Below are 21,206 nucleotides of genomic sequence, written 5' to 3' on the forward strand. Positions count from 1 at the left end.
ACACACATGGAAAGAGAAGAAATGTCTTAGGCTGAAAACATTTCTACATGATGACGAATTGAATGACACTCTGGAGGTTTCAACTTGAACGGCATATGCTTAGTAGAGATGAACGCACATTTAAGCGTTATTAAAAAAGTGGAAGCATACGTGCTTCAATTAGGGTGGCACCACGGGTATAATACTCTCGTCCCTACTGTTCAAACAGTAGAGGCGGGAGTTTTTTTATTTTTATTAAGATTAAAACAATTTGAGGAGGAACTGAATATGTCTATTCAAATCCCACGCGGAACGCAAGATATTCTTCCAGGCACTGTTGAGTTATGGCAGTATATAGAAGGGCAAGCACGCGAAATTTGCCGTCGTTACAATTATAAAGAAATTCGTACACCAATTTTTGAACACACTGAGCTATTTTTACGTGGTGTTGGTGATACGACAGATATCGTACAAAAAGAAATGTACTCATTCCAAGATCGTGGAGAGCGTAGTTTAACATTACGTCCAGAGGGTACTGCACCTGTTGTACGTTCTTACGTTGAAAACAAAATGTTCGGTGATGCAACACAACCAACGAAATTATACTATATCGGTCAAATGTTCCGTTACGAAAGACCACAAGCAGGTCGCTATCGTCAATTCGTACAATTCGGTATTGAGGCAATCGGTAGTAACGATCCTGCAATTGATGCAGAAGTAATTGCACTTGCTGTAGAGTTTTACCGCGGCATGGGCTTAAAAAATATTAAAGTTGTATTAAACAGCTTAGGTGATGCGGCGAGCCGTCAAGCGCACCGTGATGCGTTAATCGCACACTTTGAGCCACGTATCGGTGAGTTCTGTTCTGACTGTCAATCTCGTTTAGAAAAGAACCCTCTTCGTATTTTAGATTGTAAGAAGGACCGTAACCATGAACTAATGGGAACAGCACCATCTATTACAGAATACTTAAACGAAGAATCAGCAGTATACTACGAAAAAGTTCAAGAACTATTAACGATGATGGATGTTCCATTTGAAAAAGATCCGAACTTAGTACGTGGTTTAGACTACTACCAACACACTGTATTTGAAATTATGAGTGAGGCAGAAGGTTTTGGTGCTATTACTACATTAAGCGGTGGTGGCCGTTATAACGGACTTGTACAAGAAATTGGTGGACCAGAAATGCCAGGTATCGGTTTTGCGATGAGTATCGAACGTTTAATTATGGCGCTAAAAGCTGAAAATATTGAATTGCCAATTGAACATAGCATTGATTGTTACGTTGTAGCGCTTGGAGAGAAAGCGAAAGACCATGCTGCAAAAGTTGCGTTTGATCTTCGTAAAGCTGGATTATCAGTTGAAAAAGATTATTTAGACCGCAAAATGAAGGCACAATTTAAATCAGCAGATCGTCTAAAAGCGAAATTTGTAGCTGTATTAGGGGAAGATGAGCTAGATAAAGGCATCATCAACTTGAAAGATATGGCAACAGGAGAACAAGAAGAAGTAGCATTAGATGTATTTGCTTCATACGTAGCAGAGAAATTAATATAGGGGGAACTTACAGTGGCTGAAAGAACACATGCATGTGGAAAAGTAACAGTAGAAGCAGTTGGACAAACAGTTCAATTAAAAGGTTGGGTACAAAAACGCCGTGATTTAGGTGGATTAATCTTTATCGACTTACGTGACCGTACAGGTATCGTACAAGTTGTATTTAACCCAGAAACATCAAAAGAAGCGCTAGAAGTAGCAGAAACAATTCGTAGCGAATACGTATTACACGTAGAAGGTACAGTTGTTGAGCGTGGTGAAGGCGCAATTAATGACAACATGGCAACTGGTCGTATTGAAGTACAAGCAACGAAAGTAAACGTATTAAATGCAGCGAAAACAACGCCAATCATTATTGCTGATGATACAGATGCATCAGAAGATGTGCGTTTGAAATATCGTTATTTAGACTTACGTCGTCCTGTAATGTTTAACACATTCAAAATGCGTCACGACGTAACGAAAACAATTCGTAACTTCTTAGACACAGAAGATTTCTTAGAAGTGGAAACACCAATTTTAACGAAGAGCACACCAGAAGGAGCTCGTGACTATTTAGTACCAAGTCGTGTACATGACGGTGAATTCTATGCGTTACCACAGTCTCCGCAATTATTTAAACAGCTTCTTATGGTCGGCGGATTTGAGCGTTACTATCAAGTAGCACGCTGTTTCCGTGACGAAGATTTACGTGCAGACCGTCAACCAGAATTCACGCAAATCGATATCGAGGCTTCATTCTTAACACAAGATGAAATTTTGGATATGATGGAGCGCATGATGACGAAAGTTATGAAGGATGCAAAAGGTGTAGAAGTTAGCGCACCATTCCCTCGTATGAAATATGCTGATGCAATGGCTCGTTACGGTTCTGATAAGCCAGATACACGCTTTGAAATGGAACTAACAGACCTATCTGAATTTGCAGCAGGTTGTGGTTTTAAAGTATTTACAAGTGCTGTAGAAAGCGGCGGACAAGTAAAAGCAATTAATGCAAAAGGTGCTGCGAGCAAATACTCTCGTAAAGATATCGATGCATTAACTGAATTCGTAAAAGTATACGGTGCAAAAGGTCTAGCTTGGCTTAAAGTTGAAGAAGATGGCTTAAAAGGACCGATTGCGAAATTCTTCGGTGAAGAAGAAGCAAACGCGTTAATGGCTACATTAGAAGCTACTGCTGGCGACTTATTACTATTCGTAGCAGATAAGAAGAGTGTTGTTGCAGATAGCTTAGGTGCACTTCGTTTACGTCTAGGTAAAGAGCTTGAGTTAATTGACGAAAGTAAATATAACTTCCTATGGGTAACGGATTGGCCACTTCTTGAGTACGATGAAGATGCAGATCGTTACTTCGCAGCTCACCACCCATTCACAATGCCATTCCGTGAAGACGTTGAGTTATTAGAAACAGCACCAGAAAAAGCACGTGCACAAGCATATGACCTTGTATTAAACGGTTATGAGCTTGGTGGTGGATCACTTCGTATTTACGAGCGTGACGTACAAGAAAAAATGTTCAAAGCGCTTGGATTCTCACAAGAAGAAGCACAAGAGCAATTCGGATTCTTATTAGAAGCATTCGAATACGGTACGCCACCACACGGCGGTATTGCATTAGGTTTAGACCGTCTTGTTATGTTACTTGCAGGACGTACGAACCTTCGCGACACAATTGCATTCCCGAAAACAGCAAGCGCAAGCTGCTTATTAACAGAAGCTCCAAGCCCAGTTGCAGAAGCACAGCTTGAAGAGTTGAACTTAAAATTAAGCTTAAAAGAAGAGAAGTAAGAATAGGGTCTAGATGGTTATACTAATACCATCTAGACTTTTTTTGAGAGGTTGTTTAAAAAGTCCGGTTCAGATGGCCGTCGCATCTCGTCGTTGCTTCGCCAGTCCGGTGCTCATGTAGTCCGTCTACACTGTGCTCCTCCTGGCTTTAGCGCCTCGATCTGCTTGGTCCTCTGAATCCTCCTTTTTAAACGTGTATTGAAAGGAAGTTTAAAAAGTCCGGTTTAGATAACTGTCACACCTCATCGTTACGTATGCTAGTCCGGTGCTCGAGTAGTACTCCTACACTGCGCTCCTCCTAGCATACGTGCCTCGATCTGCTCGGTTCTCTAAATCCTCCTTTTTAAACGTGTATTTGGGAAGAAATAAAAGTCGGTTTACACTATGTCTTCATTTTCGAAATATGTATTTTTAGGAATTCTATAACTTTTTCTATACAAATAGTCGGAAAAACGCTAGAATACATGGTAGACCATTTTTGTAATAGGAGTGTAGAGCTGAATGTTACATCAATTTTCACGTAATGAATTAGCCTTCGGTAAAGAAGGACTTGAAATATTAAAAAATAGTACAGTCGGTATTTTAGGAATTGGAGGCGTAGGGTCATTTTCGGCAGAGGCGTTAGCGCGTTCTGGCGTTGGGCGTCTCGTATTAGTTGATAAAGACGTTGTAGATATTACAAACGTAAACCGTCAAATTCACGCTTTAGTATCTACTGTAGGACGTTCAAAAGTAGAATTAATGAAAGAGCGTATCGCAGATATTAACCCAGAGTGTGAAGTAATTGGACTAGAAATGTTTTATACTGATGAAACATATGAAGAGTTCTTCAAACATGGCTTGGACTTCGTAGTAGATGCATCTGATACGATTACGTTCAAAATTCATTTAATTAAACAATGTTTACGTCGTAAAATTAAAATTATCTCATGTATGGGTGCAGCAAATAAAATGGACCCAACTCGTTTCCGTATTGCGGACATCTCTAAAACACATACAGATCCAATTGCGAAAGTCATTCGTACGAAGCTTCGTAAAGAGGGTATTAAAAAAGGTGTAAAAGTTGTCTTCTCTGACGAAAACCCAATCGTAATTCGTGAAGAAGTACGTAAAGAAATCGTACCAGACGAAAATGCAAAAATTCGTAAAGCGAAATTACCGCCTTCATCAAATGCATTTGTACCATCTGTGGCAGGCTTAATTATGGCAAGTCACGTTGTACGTGAACGCATTAAAAATGTAGAAGTGAAACGCGTAGGGCAAGAATAAAAGAAAGCATATATCCATTTCGGATATATGCTTTTTTTTATGTATTAAAGAAATAGGGATATTTGCATTACTACTAGTTCAAATGTAAGTAAGGCTAGTAAGTAATGATCATATTTATCTGATTTATAACCTGAGGTCTTTTTTAAACTATGAATGGTAAAAAGGCCTAACGTTAGAACGAGAATACCGAGTGTTATTTTGAAGACTACTAATGAAATGGCAATCAGCTCCTTTCAATCGTATATGTGTATAGTAACATTTAAGTGAAAAATATCCAGTTGATGCAGTGAGTTCTTTGTATAGCAGGTTTGTTTATTTTGTAAATATTTGTCGGTAAATCGATATTCCTTGTCGAATAGTCGATATAATTAAAAAATCGTTGATATATTGTAAGTTACGATAGATATATTCGAAAAATCGAAGATATAATTTCATTTAGCAATACGCTATCCACCGAAGAAAAAAAGGATGTCACTTAGCCGGAAAATTGTGCTAGGTGACATCCTTTTTAATTCTCTGCAGAATATATAATATCTAAATTTCCATTTTGATCGGTTTTGAAAATAGGAGCAATCTGTTCTTCTTGTTCTTCAACCGAAACAAGTTTTCGAGCGCGGTCCATAATTCTAACGAGCATTGCATAATCTTCTTCGATTGCTTGTTGTTTTTTTGAGAGTACCGCTAATTTTGCTTCCATTTCATGATTCGTTTTTTTCAAAGTCGTGAGCTGAGCTTGTAATACTTCATTTTCAGTTTGTAACTTTGCGAGTGAAGGGTTGGTATGCTCTAAGTTTTGCAAAAACGAGATGACATGTTGCATTGTAAGATCCTGCTTGTTTGGCATAATATCTTCTGAAAACTCGGCATCAATTACAAGTTGTTTCGTTTTCGTGAAATGCTCTTTTTCTATTTTAGCTTCAGAGCGTTTTAATTCTTTACGTTGTTTTTTTGCAAGTTGCACCGCATCTTCGTAATTCGGCCTTACTTCAGCATTCCATCTAAATCCGCAAGCTGCTGAAGTGCGGTTTAATGTATCGCCGACTTCATCGAATGCTTTTATTTGTGTACTGCCGCTGCGAATATGTCGTAAAACGGTTTCTGCTAAAAGGAGATCGTCTTCTTTTGTCCATGCATCTTGACGTGTTTTCATAAGCGAAGCCTCCATAATGGTGACGTTTTCGCTTAGGTTACCCTTTATTTTTCGTTTTATTCGAACTTTGTAATCTTTCATATACAGTAGAAAGTGCTTGCTCAAATTTCCCTGTCGTTTTCGGTTTATAATATTGTTTGTTTATTATTTTATCAGGTAAGTATTGTTGTTGTACCCAACCATTTGGTTGATCGTGTGGGTATAAGTATCCAATGCCTCTTCCAAGTGATTCGGCGCCTTTGTAATGACTATCTTTTAAATGACTTGGGATGTCGCCTGTTTGACCATTACGTAAATCGTGTAATGCAGCATCAAGTGCTTTATAAGCTGAGTTTGATTTTGGTGATAGGCAAAGCTCGATAACAGCATTTGCAAGTGGTATGCGTGCCTCTGGGAACCCAACTCGTTCAGCGGATTCTATAGCTGCTAGCGTACGCGGTCCGGCTTGCGGGCTAGCAAGTCCGATATCTTCATATGCCATAATAAGAAGACGTCTACCAATACTTTGTAAATCACCAGCTTCAATAAGACGTGCTAAATAGTGAAGTGCTGCATTTACATCGCTTCCGCGTACTGATTTTTGAAATGCTGATAATACGTCATAATGAGCATCGCCACCTTTGTCGTGAACGAAGCTCTTTTTTTGTAAGCATTCTTCTGCGATTTCTAGCGTAATTTCCGCAGCTTTGTCATCCGTTGTAAAGCTAGATAAAACAGCTAGTTCAAGTGCATTATAAGCGGAACGCATATCTCCGCCTGATGCGTTTGCAAAGTGATGTAATGCTTCAGGTGTAACGGTTACATCATATTCTCCAAGACCTTTTTCTTTATCTTCAAGTGCTCGTTTTAAGCCGATTAAAAGATCATCTTCTGTTAATGCGTGTAATTCGAAGATTTGACAACGACTTCGAATAGCAGAATTAATAGCATGGAATGGATTACTCGTCGTTGCACCAATTAAAGTAAGAAGTCCGCTTTCTAAATGAGGTAATAGAAAATCCTGTTTTGCTTTATCTAGACGGTGTACTTCATCTAAAATTAAAACGAGGTGTCGATGCATCTTTGCTTCTTGTACGACAACTTCCATATCTTTTTTATTATGAGTAACAGCATTTAATAAGCGAAAAGGGGTTCCAGTACTTCCTGCAATTGCGCTCGCAATGGATGTTTTCCCAGTACCTGGAGGACCATATAAAATCATAGATTGAAAATGATTTGCTTGGACCATTCGCCATAAAATCTTTCCTTCGCCAACTAAATGTTGTTGTCCGATAATTTCTTGAATATTTGTAGGGCGCATTCGATGTGCGAGTGGTTGTTTCATTATTACCGTCTCCCTTAAAGTATAATCTCTTTCTATCGTATCATTTTTTTTAGTGGAATTTGAAATAGGATGCTATTTTGTGGGAAAAATGAATATGAATATTTTCATTTTTCTTTCAATTGTAATAATTTCCGAGTTTTTCAATGTGATTTTATGTTATCATTTTGATACACAAGTTGAAATTTCTTATAATACTATATTATGCTATAATTTCATAGGATTTTAAATTGTGTTCTTTTATAAATAAGATATAACTAATAGAAGTGAAAATTTGAAAAGAGGTGCAAAATAGATGAAGATTTCAACGAAAGGCCGTTACGGCTTAACAATTATGATCGATCTTGCAAAAAAGTTTGGTGAAGGTCCAATTTCCTTAAAATCAATTGCGCAGGCACATGATTTATCGGAACATTACTTAGAGCAATTAATTTCACCACTCCGTAACGCTCGTCTAGTAAAGAGTACGCGCGGGGCATACGGCGGATATGTATTATCAGATCAGCCAGCTAACATTACAGCTGGGGATGTAATCCGTGTATTAGAAGGTCCAATTAGTGTTGTAGAAATGATAGAAGAAGAAGAACCAGCACAACGCCAATTATGGATGCGTGTTCGTGATGCGGTGCAAGAAGTGTTAGATAGTACAACTTTAGAAGATTTAGTACGTTATGAGGAAGAAAATCACGGGGGCTATATGTTTTACATTTAATTCCTTGTGAAACGATTTGGAAAGAAGGAGATTTAATGGAACGCATTTACTTAGATCATGCTGCGACATCTCCGACTCACCCAGAAGTGGTCGAAAAGATGATTCCATATATGACAGAAACATTCGGGAACCCGTCTAGTATTCACTTTTATGGACGTCAAACGCGCCATGCAGTAGATGAGGCGAGACGCGCGTGTGCACGTAGCATTCATGCGAATCCGAATGAAATTATATTTACGAGTGGCGGTACAGAAGCTGATAATTTAGCGCTTATCGGTGTAGCGCGTGCGAACCGTCATAAAGGTAACCATATTATAACGACGCAAATTGAACATCATGCGATTTTGCATACGTGTGAATTGTTAGAGCGTGAAGGATTTGAAGTGACATATTTACCTGTCGATGAAACAGGACGCGTTCAAGTTTCTGACATACACAAGGCATTAACAGAAGAGACAATTCTCGTATCTGTTATGTTTGGGAATAATGAAGTTGGGACGATGCAGCCAATTGCGGAAATAGGTAAGCTGTTAAAAGAGCATCAAGCTTATTTCCATACAGATGCGGTACAAGCTTACGGTTTAGTAGAAATAGATGTGAAAGAATTCGGCATTGATTTATTATCGATTTCAGCTCATAAAATTAATGGGCCAAAAGGTGTCGGGTTCTTATACGCTGGTGCAGATGTGAAATTTGAACCGTTATTAATAGGCGGGGAGCAAGAAAGAAAACGCCGTGCTGGTACTGAAAATGTACCGAGTATCGCCGGGCTCCAGCATGCTATTTTGTTAGCTGAAAAAACTCGTGAGCAAAAAAATGCCCAATATGAAGAGTTTAAAGATATAATGGTATCTGTCTTCAAAAATGAAGACATTACTTTCGAGGTAAACGGAAACTTAGAATATCGCTTACCACATGTGCTTAATATTAGTTTTACAGGAATGAACATTGAACCATTTCTTGTGAACTTAGACTTAGCTGGCATTGCAGTATCAAGTGGTTCGGCTTGTACAGCTGGTTCGATTGATCCATCACATGTATTAGTAGCGATGTTCGGGAAAGATTCCGATCAAATACGTTCATCCGTACGCTTTAGTTTCGGACTTGGAAATACGAAAGAGCAAATTGAGAAAGCGGCGTACGAAACAGTGAAAATCGTGAAGCGATTAACACAAAATTAGCATGGGAGGTGACATGATGAACAAACTACCTCACGAAACACGCGTTGTCATCGGGATGTCCGGTGGCGTCGATTCATCTGTAGCGGCTCTTTTATTAAAAGAGCAAGGTTATGATGTAATCGGAATTTTTATGAAAAACTGGGATGATACAGATGAGAATGGTGTCTGTACAGCAACTGAAGATTACAATGATGTAATTGAAGTGTGTAACCAAATTGGCATTCCATATTATGCAGTAAACTTTGAAAAACAATACTGGGATAAAGTATTTACGTACTTCCTAGATGAGTACCGAGCTGGTCGTACACCAAACCCAGATGTAATGTGTAATAAAGAAATTAAATTTAAAGCATTTTTAGAGCATGCCATTGCGCTTGGTGCTGATTATGTAGCAACAGGTCATTATGCACGCGTTGCTTATATGGACGGCGAATATAAAATGCTTCGCGGCGTTGATGATAATAAGGACCAAACGTATTTCTTAAATCAATTAAGCCAAGAGCAATTATCAAAAACAATGTTCCCTCTTGGTGAACTGAAGAAACCACAAATTCGTGAAATGGCGAAAGAAGCCGGTTTAGCGACAGCAGCGAAAAAAGATAGTACTGGTATTTGCTTCATTGGTGAGCGTAACTTTAAAGATTTCTTAAGTAACTATTTACCAGCACAACCAGGTGTGATGCAAACATTATCTGGTGAAGTGAAAGGGAAACATGACGGTTTAATGTACTATACAATTGGACAACGTCATGGCCTTGGTATTGGTGGTAACGGTGATCCGTGGTTTGCTGTTGGGAAAAACTTGAAAGAAAACATTCTATATGTGGATCAAGGATTCCATAACGAACTTCTATATGGTGATGAAGTTATTGCTACGAATGTTGGTTGGGTAAGTAATGAAGCGAAAGAAAAAGAATTTAAATGCACAGCGAAATTCCGTTATCGTCAAGAGGACAATAAAGTAACGGTTCAAATCGTTGATGAAAATACAGTTCGTATTCTTTGTGACGAACCAATTCGTGCAATTACACCAGGACAAGCAGTCGTTTTCTATGATGGAGATGAGTGCTTAGGCGGTGCTACAATTGATGAAGTGTACCGTAGCGGTAAGAAATTGGATTATTTAGGATAAAACGAGAAGCCTCTGCCGATTCGCGGTTAGAGGTTTCTTTTACATAAAGCGAATTTTCGTTCGCTTGGAAAATACATTCTTTGTTATAATTTGTTGTAGAGGTGAAGGACATGTCAAATAAACTTGAAACAGGTATTCAATATATGCAAGAAGGAAACTGGGAAGAAGCTGCTAAAAATTTCACAGAAGCAATCGAAGAAAATCCGAAAGATGCGCTTGGATACATTAATTTTGCAAACTTATTAGATGTACTAGGTGACAGTGAGAGAGCTATTTTATTTTATAAACGTGCATTAGAGTTAGATGATAAATCTGCGGCTGCTTATTATGGTTTAGGAAACGTATATTACGGTCAAGAGCAATTTGCAGAGGCTAAAGCTGTATTTGAACAGGCGATGCAAGCTGGATTACAATCAGCTGATGTAACATTTATGCTAGGTATTACACATGTACAACTTGGGAATGATCGTCTTGCACTGCCGTTTTTACAAAGAGCAACAGAATTAGATGAAAACGATGTAGAAGCTGTGTTCCAGTGCGGACTTTGCTTTGCACGACTAGAACATATTCAAGAGGCGAAACCTTATTTTGAAAAGGTATTAGAAATGGATGAAGAGCATGCAGATGCGTATTATAATTTAGGCGTTGCGTACGTATTTGAAGAAAATAACGACAAGGCTCTTGCTTTATTTAAGAAAGCAACTGAAATTCAACCAGATCACTTTTTAGCTGGTAATGGTGTTCGTTTATTAGAGCAAGAAGCTGAATAAGATGAAAATATAGTTAATGGGTAGTTATCCCTCATCTAAAGAGGTGGGGGATGTACTGCTCATTAAAGTGAAATGAAACCGGAAAGGAGAGGAAAGATGGGAAATCAACATGCAATGGATTTGTTTGAAGAAGAGAAAAAATTTATAAAAGCGCAAGTTCTTCATACCATTTTCCACAACGAAGAAAACCTCTATTCCGTTGTTAGTATGAAAGTCATTGAAACAAATGAAACGTACGACGAAAAAAAAGTAATGATAAACGGTCATTTTCCCCGCATGCATGAAGATGAAGTGTTTACATTGACTGGACATTTTAAAGACCACCCAAAGTATGGGAAACAATATTTAGTAGAAACGTTTAAGAAAGAATTGCCGCAAACAAAAGCTGGTATGGTGCAATATTTAGCGAGTGATTTATTTAAAGGGATAGGGAAGCGCACAGCTGAAAAAATTGTAGATCATCTCGGGGAACATGCTATTTCTAAAATTATGGATGATCCTGAGGCGTTACATGGTGTTGTCAACAAGCAAAAAGCACAAGAAATATATGAGACAATTGTTGAACATCAAGGACTAGAGAAAGTAATGAGTTTTTTAAATGGTTACGGTTTTGGAACGAAGCTTTCTATTAAGATTTACCAACAATATAAAGAGATGACGTTAGAAGTGATTCGTAATAATCCATATCAGCTTATTGAAGAAGTGGACGGGATTGGTTTTGGAAGAGCAGATGATATAGGACGTGCACTAGGGATATCGGGTAATCACGACGACCGTGTACGTGCGGGATGTTTTTATACGCTAGAAAATGTATCATTACAACTTGGTCACGTTTATATGGGAAAAGATCAACTTGTAAGAGAAACGATGTCACTTTTAAATAATCAAGAAGGAAGAGTGACGGAGGAAGACATTGTAGGTTGCGTTGAAATGATGCAAAGTGAAGGGAAAGTCATCATAGAAGAAGAACGGATATATTTAGCATCGTTATTCTACTCTGAAAAAGGTGTTGTAAAGTCTATTCGTAGGCTTATGAATCAAGAGGAAACACCTTCATTTCCTGAAGCAGAAGTGTTAAAGACGTTAGGTGAAATTGAAGAACAACTGAATGTACAGTATGCACCATTTCAGCAAGAAGCAATTCAAACGGCACTTCATAAACCGATGATGTTATTGACAGGGGGACCAGGAACAGGGAAAACAACAGTTATTAAAGGAATTGTTGAAATGTATGCGTCACTTCACGGGCTATCATTAAATCCGAATGAATACAGTGATGATAATCCATTTCCGATATTATTAACGGCTCCAACAGGAAGAGCAGCGAAGCGAATGAGTGAATCAACAGGGCTTCCAGCTTGTACAATTCACCGTTTACTTGGCTGGACGCCAGAAGGGTCTTTCCAGCGTAATGAAACGGATCCAGTACAAGGGAAATTGCTCATTATTGATGAATTTTCAATGGTTGACATTTGGCTTGCCAATCAGTTGTTTAAATCATTGCCGACTAACATTCAAGTTATCGTTGTAGGCGATGAAGATCAATTACCATCTGTAGGGCCTGGACAAGTGCTGAAAGATTTATTGAATGCAGGTGCAGTTCCAACGGTAAAACTTACTGAAATTTATCGTCAAGCGGAAGGCTCATCAGTTATTCAACTCGCCCATGCGATAAAAAATGGAACGCTTCCACCAGATTTAGCGCAAAATCAAAAAGATCGTTCATTTATCGGCTGCACAGGAGCTCAAATTGTTGAGGTTGTTAAGAAGGTTTGTGAGAATGCTAAGACAAAAGGGTTTAGCGCAAGAGATGTACAAGTATTGGCCCCGATGTATCGTGGCCCTGCCGGTATTAACGTACTAAACGAAGCGTTGCAAGAAGTGTTTAATCCGAAAAGGGAAAAGAGTAAAGAAATTGCTTACGGTGATGTCGTATATAGACGAGGCGATAAAGTATTACAGCTCGTTAATCAGCCAGAGAGCCAAGTGTTTAATGGTGATATCGGAGAAATTGTTTCGGTGTTTTATGCGAAAGAAAACGTTGAGCAACAAGATATGATTATCGTTTCATTTGATGGAATTGAGGTAACATATACAAAGCCAGACTTAAATCAAATTACACATGCTTATTGCTGTTCGATTCATAAGTCGCAAGGTAGTGAGTTCCCGATCGTGATTATGCCGATAGTAAAAAGTTACAATCGTATGTTACGTCGTAATTTAATTTACACTGGCATTACAAGAAGTAAAAAGTTCCTCATTATTTGCGGGGAGGAAACAGCTTTCCAGTCTGGTGTAAATCGCCTTGATGATGCAATGCGTCAAACGACTTTAGCGAGTCGCTTGCAAGAATCACAAGGAGAAGTACAGATGGTAACAGTTAATGGCGAAGAAATGGACGTGGAAAACATTTCACCGTATGATTTCATGTAACAAGGTGAAATTATATAGTGAAACTTTCAAACGTATAACGTTGAAAGGCTCCAGCGATGTATAAATGAATGCGGTTTGGACATAATGGCGAATAGAATCTGGGAGACTGTAAGGAGATGAAAGCCATATGTTCATTTGTCCAAATTGCAAAGGGAAAGACATTGGAAAAATAGGTGTCAACCAATTTTATTGCTGGAATTGTTATATCGAATTATCGGTTTCAAAGGGGAAAATCCATACGCATCAAGTAGAGGAAGACGGTTCATTAAGCTCACTTGATGATTTATTTGATGAGAACGAAAGAACGATCGGATAACGAAAAGGGGGATTTACTTTGAATCTACGCAATTCATTAATCGCATTAGGTGTTGGAGCGGCAGCGTATCAATATGCGCGCAAACAAGATGTATTTTCAAAACGCAATATGAAAAAAGCACGTAAGATGATTAAATCTTATTTATAAGCGTAAAAAACTCCCTTTATCGCAAGGGAGTTTTTTTATGTGCTTGTATGCAAATATAAAAGTCCAATTTCAGAAAAGAGATAAGATAGGCCGTAACATCCAACGCCAAGCATTCCGTAATGAAATAATTGCTTCGCTCTTTCTTTTCGTGAGGAACGAATAAAGAAACCTTTCCAAATACCAAACCCGATACAAACCCATTCAAGAATCATAAAAAGTGCTGATAATACGAGCATAAATAAAACCATTATGAGCCCTCCTGATTATATTGTTTCACGCTGCATTCTCAGGGGTGGTTGTCCTTATTATGTTATGTATATGTACGTCTTTACAAAACAGTATGGTCTGCATGAAAAGATTTTAAAACTTTTGCACATAACCTACCCTATTTATTTTCAAAATAAAGGTGGAGGAGGTTTTTCGTGTGAAGAATCTTAAAATCATTTGGATATATCGTTTAGGGTTATTGTTACTCGTATTTCTTTGCTTGCTCGTCTTTTTAAAAATTAAGCCACTATGGGCACCGATTATTTTTGTATTTAAAGTGGCCATTACACCGTTTCTTATTGCGTGTTTTATTGCGTATTTATTGCATCCATTAATTGAAAAAATTCATAAGGAAGGGATGCCGCGCACACTCGCCATTTTGCTCATTTATATCCTTTTCTTTGGTGGAATTGGTTATGGCATTTATAAAGGAACGCCAGTTGTGATTAAGCAATTACAAGAAATCAATGAACAATTCCCGCAGTTTACAAAAATGTATGATTCTTGGATGGATGGCGTTACGGAACAAACAGCAAATTTCCCGTCCTTTATTCATGAAAAGGTGAAACAAATTTTTGGCGGGGTAGAAACGAAAATACAAGCACTTTTAAATAAAGTGATGAGCACTGCTCGTGGTGTACTGGATTCGTTACTCATTATTTTCTTAATTCCGTTCATTGTATTTTACATATTAAAAGATTACGGTGAGTTTTATCATATCTTTTGGAAACTAGTCCCGAGTAAGTGGCGTAGTACGGGGCAAATGCTAGCGAAAGAAATTGATAAGTCACTCGGAAGTTATATTCGAGGACAGTTGTTTGTTTGCTTAGTATTAGGGGGCGTATCTGTTCTTTCTTTTTGGTTTATCGGTATGAAATATCCATTATTACTCGGTATTATTATTGGGGTAACGGATATAATCCCGTACTTCGGTCCTATTTTAGGAGCAATCCCGACATTGATGATTGCGGCAACGGTATCAACGAGTTTACTTATTAAGGCGGGAATTACGATTGCTATTTTGCAATTTTTGGAAAGTAACATTTTATCTCCTTACATCGTTGGTAAGTCACTTCGCATGCATCCTGTCATTATTATGCTTGCATTACTAGTTGGGGGGGAAGTGGCAGGGATTGTAGGATTACTCATATCAGTTCCAATTTTAGCGGTCATTCGTACAGTGATCGTTCATGTAAGGCCTCTTTGGAAAAAAGAAAATGTGTAATAGAAAAGCCCTCTACTTATAAAGTAGAGGGCTTTCATTATTTTGAGAGTTGCTCGTGTATTTGTTGAACGAGAGAGCTTACATCATTTGTTTGAATATGTTTTATTTTTTTCCATTCATTATCGTACATAAATATAATTTGATTGCTGAAAAGACGCTTCTGCTCTTTTAGATTAGAAATGTTTGCGAACGAGTACTCTTCAAATAATGGGTTCTTACTTACATCTGGTCCGTAAAAGAAGAGTCGTTTGTTCGTTAAAATTAATAGTCCTGGTTTTGCGACGGAACGATAAATAAATATATTTAACGAACATGCTATGTAAAATAATATCGTTTCGTCAGTCGTTAACATATTTTTAGCTTTGTTCAATAAGGTTGTCATTACAATCGCTCCTTTATTATTGATAATTCAATTATAGAGAAAAATTAATATTTAGAAAAGTACGTAGAGGTAGTACAATTTAGTAATACATGCATAATATATGAAAAGGCTGTTAAGAATGAATAGTAGAATAGCTATGAATAATAAGCAATTGATATAATATAAATGATTATCTACATTGACAAACTTAAGAGAATTCTATTATATTTAGTCATATAATACATTAAATCAATGACGGAACAAGTACGTTACAGCCCATTTATAGAGAGAAGCTTCCATATGGCTGAAAGAAGCTTTAAATGAAGGGTAACAGAAAGCTAATCCTGAGAGCAGCTAATCACTGCCGTCTTGCCACGTTACGGCACCATGAGGTGATGAATTGATTGTTATAATCAATTCATAATTAGGGTGGTATCGCGAGTTAACTCTCGTCCCTTTTATAGGGGCGGGGGTTTTTTATATTTAAGGAGGAAAATACAATGAAACAACTAACAGGCGCACAAATTCGTCAAATGTTTTTAGACTTTTTCCAAGAAAAAGGACATGCAGTAGAACCTAGTGCATCACTAGTGCCGCACGAAGATCCATCTCTTTTATGGATTAACAGTGGTGTAGCAACATTAAAAAAATATTTTGATGGACGTGTAATTCCGCAAAATCCACGTATTACAAATGCTCAAAAATCAATTCGTACAAACGATATTGAAAACGTAGGGAAAACAGCTCGTCACCATACATTCTTTGAAATGTTAGGAAACTTCTCAATCGGTGATTACTTTAAAGAAGAAGCAATTACTTGGGCTTGGGAATTCTTAACGAGCGACAAATGGATCGGATTCGATAAAGAATTACTATCGGTTACAATCCATCCAGAAGATGAAGAAGCATTCAAAATTTGGAATGAGAAAATGGGAGTTCCGAAAGAGCGCATCATCCGTTTAGAAGAAAACTTCTGGGATATCGGTGAAGGACCAAGTGGACCGAATACAGAGATTTTCTATGACCGCGGAGAAGCTTACGGTAATGACTTTAGTGACCCAGAATTATATCCAGGCGGAGAAAACGAGCGTTACTTAGAAGTATGGAACCTTGTATTCTCTCAATTTAACCATAATCCAGACGGTTCATATACACCGCTTCCTAAGAAAAACATCGATACAGGGATGGGTCTAGAGCGTATGACATCTATCGTTCAAGATGTACCTACAAACTTTGACACAGACTTATTCATGCCAATGATTGGCGCAACAGAATCAATTTCTGGCGAGAAGTATCGCAATGGTGACTTAGAAAAAGATATGGCGTTTAAAGTAATCGCTGACCATATCCGTACAGTAACATTCGCTGTTGGTGACGGCGCTCTTCCATCTAACGAAGGCCGTGGTTATGTATTACGTCGTTTATTACGCCGCGCTGTTCGTTACTCTAAGAAATTAAACATCAATCGTCCATTTATGTTTGAATTAGTGCCGGTTGTTGGAGAAGTAATGAAAGACTTCTATCCAGAAGTACTTGAGAAGAAAGATTTCATCGCAAAAGTTGTGAAAAATGAAGAAGAGCGTTTCCACGAAACACTTCATGATGGAGAAGCAATTTTAGCTGAAGTTATCGCAAAAGCAAAAGAAGAAAAAACAACTGTTATTTCTGGAGTAGATGCGTTCCGTCTATATGACACATACGGTTTCCCAATTGAATTAACAGAAGAATATGCAGAAGAAGCTGGTATGACAGTTGATCAAGAAGGCTTTGAAAATGAAATGGAAAAACAACGTGAGCGCGCGCGTGCTGCTCGTCAAGACGTTGATTCTATGCAAGTTCAAGGCGGTGTCCTTGGAGAAGTGAAAGTAGCGAGCGAGTTCGTTGGTTACGGTACAGTTGCGACAGAAAGTAATGTTGTTGCACTTGTGAAAAACGGCGAATATACAGACAGCTTACAAGCTGGTGAAGAAGGACAATTAATGCTTGATGTAACACCATTCTATGCTGAGAGCGGCGGACAAATTGCAGACCGTGGTTACCTTCTAGCTGACGGTGTGAAAGTTCTTGTAAAAGACGTACAAAAAGCACCAAACGGTCAAAACTTGCACAAAGTTGTTGTGGAAGAAGGTACATTAACGAAAGATGCAGCTGTGAAAGCTATTATCGATACGAAAAACCGTAGTAGCGTTGTGAAAAACCATACAGCAACTCACTTATTACACCAAGCATTAAAAGATGTACTTGGAACGCACGTTAACCAAGCGGGTTCTCTTGTAACTTCTGAACGTTTACGCTTTGACTTCTCTCACTTCGGTCAAGTGCAAGCTGACGAATTAGAAAAAATTGAGCGTATCGTAAACGAGAAAATTTGGGAAAGTATTGATGTTGAGATTTCTCAAAAAGCAATCGAAGAAGCGAAAGAAATGGGTGCAATGGCATTATTCGGTGAAAAATACGGTGATGTTGTACGCGTTGTACAAGTTGGCGATTACAGCTTAGAGCTTTGTGGTGGTTGTCACGTTGATAACACAGCTTCTATCGGTATTTTCAAAATCGTTGCTGAGTCTGGTATCGGTGCAGGAACTCGTCGTATTGAGGCGGTAACTGGTAAGTCTGCTTATGAATTAATGAACGACCAAGTAGGTTTATTAAAAGAAGCAGCAGGAAAAATGAAAACAAATCCGAAAGACATTTTAACAAGAGTAGATGGTTTGTTTGCTGAAGTAAAACAACTTCAAAAAGAAAACGAATCTCTTGCAGCGAAATTAAGTAATATTGAAGCTGGAAACTTAACTGATTCAGTAATGACAGTTGATGGCGTGAACGTATTAGCAGCAAAAGTAAATGTTGCAGATATGAACAACTTACGTACGATGATGGATGATCTGAAAAATAAATTAGAATCTGCAGTTGTCGTATTAGCGTCTGTAAATGATGACAAAGTAAACATCTTAGCTGGCGTAACGAAAGATTTAATTAGCCAAGGATACCATGCTGGTAAACTTGTGAAAGAAGTAGCTTCTCGTTGTGGCGGTGGCGGTGGCGGCCGTCCTGATATGGCACAAGCGGGTGGTAAAAACCCAGCGCAAGTTGAGGAAGCTTTAGCATTTGTACAAGAGTACGTTAAATCTGTTTCAAAATAAAGAGATAGTAGTGTACAATGGTAGGGAGAGGAGAAGTTCTTCTCCCTATACTTACTATATAAGTGAGGTGCTTGAAATGGACGGTTTTGATAAAACAATGAAGTTTAGCATTCAAGATGAAAAACAGAGTGTCCATGTTAATGATGTACTTTTAACTGTGTATGATGCACTTCAAGAAAAAGGCTATAATCCGATTAACCAAATCGTCGGTTATTTATTAAGTGGAGACCCAGCATACATACCTCGCCATAAAGATGCACGAAGCATCATTCGCAAGCTTGAACGTGATGAATTAATTGAAGAGCTTGTGAAGTCTTACTTGAAACATCATCGTGAGGAGTAATTTATGCGGATATTAGGTTTAGATGTAGGTACAAAAACAGTCGGAGTTGCAATTAGCGACGAAATGGGCTGGACAGCGCAAGGACTTGAAACCATCAAGATTAACGAAGAACGAGGTCACTTTGGTTTTGACCGTATTTCTGAATTAGTAAAGCAGTACAATGTGGACAAAATAGTAGTAGGTTTGCCTAAAAATATGAATGGCACAATTGGCCCACGTGGTGAAGCGTGCCAACAATTTGCAGAAAACCTACGAGAGCTGTTACAATTAGACGTTGTAATGTGGGACGAGCGTTTGTCAACGATGGCAGCGGAACGTCTGCTCATTTCAGCTGATGTAAGTCGTAAGAAGCGAAAGCAAGTAATCGATAAGATGGCAGCAGTCGTAATCTTACAAGGATTTTTAGATAGTAAATAAGAGGTGACCAAAATGGAAGAAAATCAAATTACAATTGTAGACGAAAAAGGTAACGAACATTTATGTGAAATTATTTTCACTTTTGATGCTGAAAAATTTGGCAAAAAATCATACGTAGTCTTCTCTCCAATCGGTGAAGTAGACGAAGATGGAGACCAAATTTATGATGCAATGGCTTATGAGCAAAATGAAGAAGAGGGCGGAAGTTTACTTCCAATCGAATCTGAAGAAGAGTGGGAAATGGTACAAGAAATGTTCAACACTCTAGCTGATGAGCAAGAAGCTGAATAATAAGTACTGAAAAGGTGGACGATATATAGTCCACCTTTTTTTATATGTAAAATGAAAGATTTTTTGTCGAAACTGCGCAATCCTTTGTAGTATAATGAGACGGATTGTAGAAAAATAAAGTATCTGTCAAAAATGATAGGTAAGTTTATTGTGATTTTTCATCGTGTTGTATAGAAAGATGTACATATGGCCTACAATTGAATAAGGAGGAAGAGTTTTGGTAGAGAATCAAGTGAAAAAGAAGCGTAGACGCATTTTTTTATTTTCGATTATTGCACTGCTTTTAGTTTGTGGTTCAGTCTATGCGTATATTTCATCCGCATTAGGACCAGTTAATAGCGGGAATAAAAAAGAGATTGAAGTAGAAATTCCAAAGGGATCATCTACTAGTAAAATTGGTGAGATTTTAGAAGAAAAAGGTGCTGTGAAAAACGGTACAGTTTTTAGTTTTTATACGAAGGCTAAGTCAAAAAGCTTACAAGCGGGTACATATTTATTAAATCCTTCAATGAGTGCCTCAGATGTTATCGAACAAATGTCATCTGGTAACGTTCATCGTCCAGCTCTTTATAAAGTGACGATAAAAGAAGGTGCACAAGTAACTGAAATTGCAGAAACGGTTGCGAACGAATTAAAGTGGAATAAAGATGATGTTGTACGTCAATTGAACGATAAAGCATTTATTCAGAAAATGCAGCAAAAGTATCCGAAGTTATTAACGGATAAAATCTTTGATAGCAATATTAAATATCCATTAGAAGGTTATTTATATCCTGCGACGTACTCTTTCTATAAAAAAGATACGACGTTAGAAGAAATTGTAATTCCGATGCTTGAGAAAACGAATGCAATCATTGTTCAAAACGAGGCAAAAATGAAAGCAAAGAACTGGGATGTTCATCAGCTTCTAACATTGTCTTCACTTATTGAAGAAGAGGCAACAGGCTTTACGGATCGTCAAAAGATCTCTAGTGTCTTTTATAATCGTTTAGCAAAAGGTATGCCTCTGCAAACTGATCCAACGGTATTATACGCACTTGGAAAGCATAAGCAACGTGTATTATACGAAGATTTAAAGATAAATTCACCGTACAATACGTATGTTGTAAAAGGATTGCCAGTTGGTCCAATTGCAAACTCTGGTAAACATTCAGTGGAAGCAGCGTTAGAACCTGCGCAAACAGATTATTATTATTTCTTAGCTGCGCCAACTGGTGAAGTGTACTATGCGAAAACATTGGAAGAGCATAATGCACTAAAGCAAAAATATATTACGAAAAAATAGTGAAATGGGGAGGGATAGCGAAAAATGTCGCACATCCCTCTTTTTTGTGGTAAAATATATCGGGTTAAAAACTGGCAGAAGAATCGTTTTTAATATCAAAACGGGACGTACAAGCT

The 21,206-nt window shown here is 38.0% G+C and carries 20 protein-coding genes and 2 other annotated features (1 of these 22 running past the window's edge); of the genes, 16 read left to right on the top strand and 4 right to left on the bottom strand.

Translation table 11 applies throughout. The features are described from left to right. Positions 1-198: a binding site (T-box leader), on the top strand (it extends 31 nt beyond the left edge of the window). A gap of 69 nt (positions 199-267) precedes the next feature. From hisS to VF726_RS08590, 3 genes are all read left to right on the top strand, one after another. After that, positions 268-1,539 carry a histidine--tRNA ligase gene (hisS, locus tag VF726_RS08580; RefSeq protein ID WP_440167403.1) on the top strand — a complete coding sequence of 424 codons (1,272 nt, stop codon included), beginning with the start codon at positions 268-270 and terminating at the stop codon, positions 1,537-1,539. A 12-nt stretch (positions 1,540-1,551) separates the two neighbouring features. Further along, positions 1,552-3,327: an aspartate--tRNA ligase gene (aspS, locus tag VF726_RS08585; protein ID WP_097841224.1), complete on the top strand. Its 1,776-nt coding sequence runs from the start codon at positions 1,552-1,554 to the stop codon at positions 3,325-3,327. Positions 3,328-3,828: 501 nt separating this feature from the next. Next, on the top strand, positions 3,829-4,596 hold the full coding sequence (locus tag VF726_RS08590) for a tRNA threonylcarbamoyladenosine dehydratase (RefSeq protein WP_000903182.1): 768 nt from the start codon (positions 3,829-3,831) through the stop codon (positions 4,594-4,596). Between the two features lie 508 nt (positions 4,597-5,104). On the opposite strand, the gene VF726_RS08595 is transcribed toward VF726_RS08590, so the two are convergent. Then, entirely contained in the window at positions 5,105-5,746 is a 642-nt protein-coding gene (locus tag VF726_RS08595; protein ID WP_440167406.1) for an RsfA family transcriptional regulator, read from the bottom strand. Positions 5,747-5,783: 37 nt separating this feature from the next. After that, positions 5,784-7,070, bottom strand: a complete 1,287-nt coding sequence (locus tag VF726_RS08600) for a replication-associated recombination protein A (protein ID WP_440167408.1) — start codon at positions 7,068-7,070, stop codon at positions 5,784-5,786. A 292-nt stretch (positions 7,071-7,362) separates the two neighbouring features. Here VF726_RS08600 and cymR point away from each other — a divergent pair, with 292 nt between their 5' ends. From cymR to VF726_RS08635, 7 genes are all read left to right on the top strand, one after another. Then, a complete protein-coding gene (cymR, locus tag VF726_RS08605) occupies positions 7,363-7,779 on the top strand; it encodes a cysteine metabolism transcriptional regulator CymR (protein ID WP_000704116.1) in 417 nt (138 codons plus the stop codon). 35 nt (positions 7,780-7,814) lie between these two features. After that, positions 7,815-8,960, top strand: coding sequence for a cysteine desulfurase family protein (locus tag VF726_RS08610; protein ID WP_440167412.1), 1,146 nt, complete (start codon positions 7,815-7,817; stop codon positions 8,958-8,960). A gap of 16 nt (positions 8,961-8,976) precedes the next feature. Further along, a complete protein-coding gene (mnmA, locus tag VF726_RS08615; protein ID WP_001038006.1) occupies positions 8,977-10,092 on the top strand; it encodes a tRNA 2-thiouridine(34) synthase MnmA in 1,116 nt (371 codons plus the stop codon). 110 nt (positions 10,093-10,202) lie between these two features. Beyond that, a complete protein-coding gene (locus VF726_RS08620; RefSeq protein WP_440167415.1) occupies positions 10,203-10,862 on the top strand; it encodes a tetratricopeptide repeat protein in 660 nt (219 codons plus the stop codon). Between the two features lie 96 nt (positions 10,863-10,958). Further along, on the top strand, positions 10,959-13,295 hold the full coding sequence (recD2, locus tag VF726_RS08625; protein ID WP_440167417.1) for an SF1B family DNA helicase RecD2: 2,337 nt from the start codon (positions 10,959-10,961) through the stop codon (positions 13,293-13,295). A gap of 127 nt (positions 13,296-13,422) precedes the next feature. Continuing rightward, positions 13,423-13,611, top strand: a complete 189-nt coding sequence (locus VF726_RS08630) for a hypothetical protein (protein ID WP_000469281.1) — start codon at positions 13,423-13,425, stop codon at positions 13,609-13,611. Between the two features lie 18 nt (positions 13,612-13,629). Next, positions 13,630-13,758, top strand: coding sequence for a YrzQ family protein (locus VF726_RS08635; protein ID WP_001053553.1), 129 nt, complete (start codon positions 13,630-13,632; stop codon positions 13,756-13,758). Positions 13,759-13,793: 35 nt separating this feature from the next. Here VF726_RS08635 and VF726_RS08640 read toward each other — a convergent pair whose 3' ends face one another. Further along, positions 13,794-14,006, bottom strand: a complete 213-nt coding sequence (locus tag VF726_RS08640) for a hypothetical protein (protein WP_427266041.1) — start codon at positions 14,004-14,006, stop codon at positions 13,794-13,796. Between the two features lie 176 nt (positions 14,007-14,182). Between VF726_RS08640 and VF726_RS08645 the strand changes: the two genes are divergently transcribed. Further along, a complete protein-coding gene (locus VF726_RS08645; protein ID WP_440167422.1) occupies positions 14,183-15,250 on the top strand; it encodes an AI-2E family transporter in 1,068 nt (355 codons plus the stop codon). Positions 15,251-15,287: 37 nt separating this feature from the next. Here the strand turns inward: VF726_RS08645 and VF726_RS08650 are convergent, their stop codons facing one another. Then, complete coding sequence (locus tag VF726_RS08650) at positions 15,288-15,632, bottom strand: PH domain-containing protein (RefSeq protein ID WP_440167424.1); 345 nt, start codon at positions 15,630-15,632, stop codon at positions 15,288-15,290. Positions 15,633-15,854: 222 nt separating this feature from the next. Further along, positions 15,855-16,071 (top strand) — a binding site (T-box leader). A 40-nt stretch (positions 16,072-16,111) separates the two neighbouring features. Here VF726_RS08650 and alaS point away from each other — a divergent pair. From alaS to mltG, 5 genes are all read left to right on the top strand, one after another. Beyond that, a complete protein-coding gene (alaS, locus tag VF726_RS08655; RefSeq protein ID WP_440167426.1) occupies positions 16,112-18,754 on the top strand; it encodes an alanine--tRNA ligase in 2,643 nt (880 codons plus the stop codon). A gap of 76 nt (positions 18,755-18,830) precedes the next feature. Then, on the top strand, positions 18,831-19,097 hold the full coding sequence (locus VF726_RS08660; RefSeq protein WP_000348590.1) for an IreB family regulatory phosphoprotein: 267 nt from the start codon (positions 18,831-18,833) through the stop codon (positions 19,095-19,097). Positions 19,098-19,100: 3 nt separating this feature from the next. Further along, complete coding sequence (gene ruvX / locus VF726_RS08665) at positions 19,101-19,514, top strand: Holliday junction resolvase RuvX (protein ID WP_001221193.1); 414 nt, start codon at positions 19,101-19,103, stop codon at positions 19,512-19,514. 12 nt (positions 19,515-19,526) lie between these two features. Then, positions 19,527-19,805, top strand: coding sequence for a DUF1292 domain-containing protein (locus VF726_RS08670; protein WP_000392246.1), 279 nt, complete (start codon positions 19,527-19,529; stop codon positions 19,803-19,805). Between the two features lie 217 nt (positions 19,806-20,022). Further along, positions 20,023-21,090, top strand: coding sequence for an endolytic transglycosylase MltG (gene mltG, locus VF726_RS08675; protein ID WP_440167429.1), 1,068 nt, complete (start codon positions 20,023-20,025; stop codon positions 21,088-21,090). Positions 21,091-21,206: the final 116 nt, after the last annotated feature.

The organism is Bacillus sp. Brlt_9, assembly GCF_051948935.1.
Classification (GTDB): Bacteria; Bacillota; Bacilli; order Bacillales; family Bacillaceae_G; genus Bacillus_A.

Excerpts from the sequence above, each read along its gene's own strand:
- mnmA (WP_001038006.1), top strand. The coding sequence starts at position 8,977 with ATGAACAAACTACCTCACGAAACACGCGTTGTCATCGGGATGTCCGGT.
- VF726_RS08630 (WP_000469281.1), top strand. The coding sequence starts at position 13,423 with ATGTTCATTTGTCCAAATTGCAAAGGGAAAGACATTGGAAAAATAGGT.
- VF726_RS08620 (WP_440167415.1), top strand. The coding sequence starts at position 10,203 with ATGTCAAATAAACTTGAAACAGGTATTCAATATATGCAAGAAGGAAAC.
- cymR (WP_000704116.1), top strand. The coding sequence starts at position 7,363 with ATGAAGATTTCAACGAAAGGCCGTTACGGCTTAACAATTATGATCGAT.
- ruvX (WP_001221193.1), top strand. The coding sequence starts at position 19,101 with ATGCGGATATTAGGTTTAGATGTAGGTACAAAAACAGTCGGAGTTGCA.
- alaS (WP_440167426.1), top strand. The coding sequence starts at position 16,112 with ATGAAACAACTAACAGGCGCACAAATTCGTCAAATGTTTTTAGACTTT.
- VF726_RS08640 (WP_427266041.1), bottom strand. The coding sequence starts at position 14,006 with ATGGTTTTATTTATGCTCGTATTATCAGCACTTTTTATGATTCTTGAA.
- recD2 (WP_440167417.1), top strand. The coding sequence starts at position 10,959 with ATGGGAAATCAACATGCAATGGATTTGTTTGAAGAAGAGAAAAAATTT.
- VF726_RS08610 (WP_440167412.1), top strand. The coding sequence starts at position 7,815 with ATGGAACGCATTTACTTAGATCATGCTGCGACATCTCCGACTCACCCA.
- VF726_RS08650 (WP_440167424.1), bottom strand. The coding sequence starts at position 15,632 with ATGACAACCTTATTGAACAAAGCTAAAAATATGTTAACGACTGACGAA.
- VF726_RS08600 (WP_440167408.1), bottom strand. The coding sequence starts at position 7,070 with ATGAAACAACCACTCGCACATCGAATGCGCCCTACAAATATTCAAGAA.
- VF726_RS08660 (WP_000348590.1), top strand. The coding sequence starts at position 18,831 with ATGGACGGTTTTGATAAAACAATGAAGTTTAGCATTCAAGATGAAAAA.
- VF726_RS08595 (WP_440167406.1), bottom strand. The coding sequence starts at position 5,746 with ATGAAAACACGTCAAGATGCATGGACAAAAGAAGACGATCTCCTTTTA.
- VF726_RS08670 (WP_000392246.1), top strand. The coding sequence starts at position 19,527 with ATGGAAGAAAATCAAATTACAATTGTAGACGAAAAAGGTAACGAACAT.
- VF726_RS08590 (WP_000903182.1), top strand. The coding sequence starts at position 3,829 with ATGTTACATCAATTTTCACGTAATGAATTAGCCTTCGGTAAAGAAGGA.
- hisS (WP_440167403.1), top strand. The coding sequence starts at position 268 with ATGTCTATTCAAATCCCACGCGGAACGCAAGATATTCTTCCAGGCACT.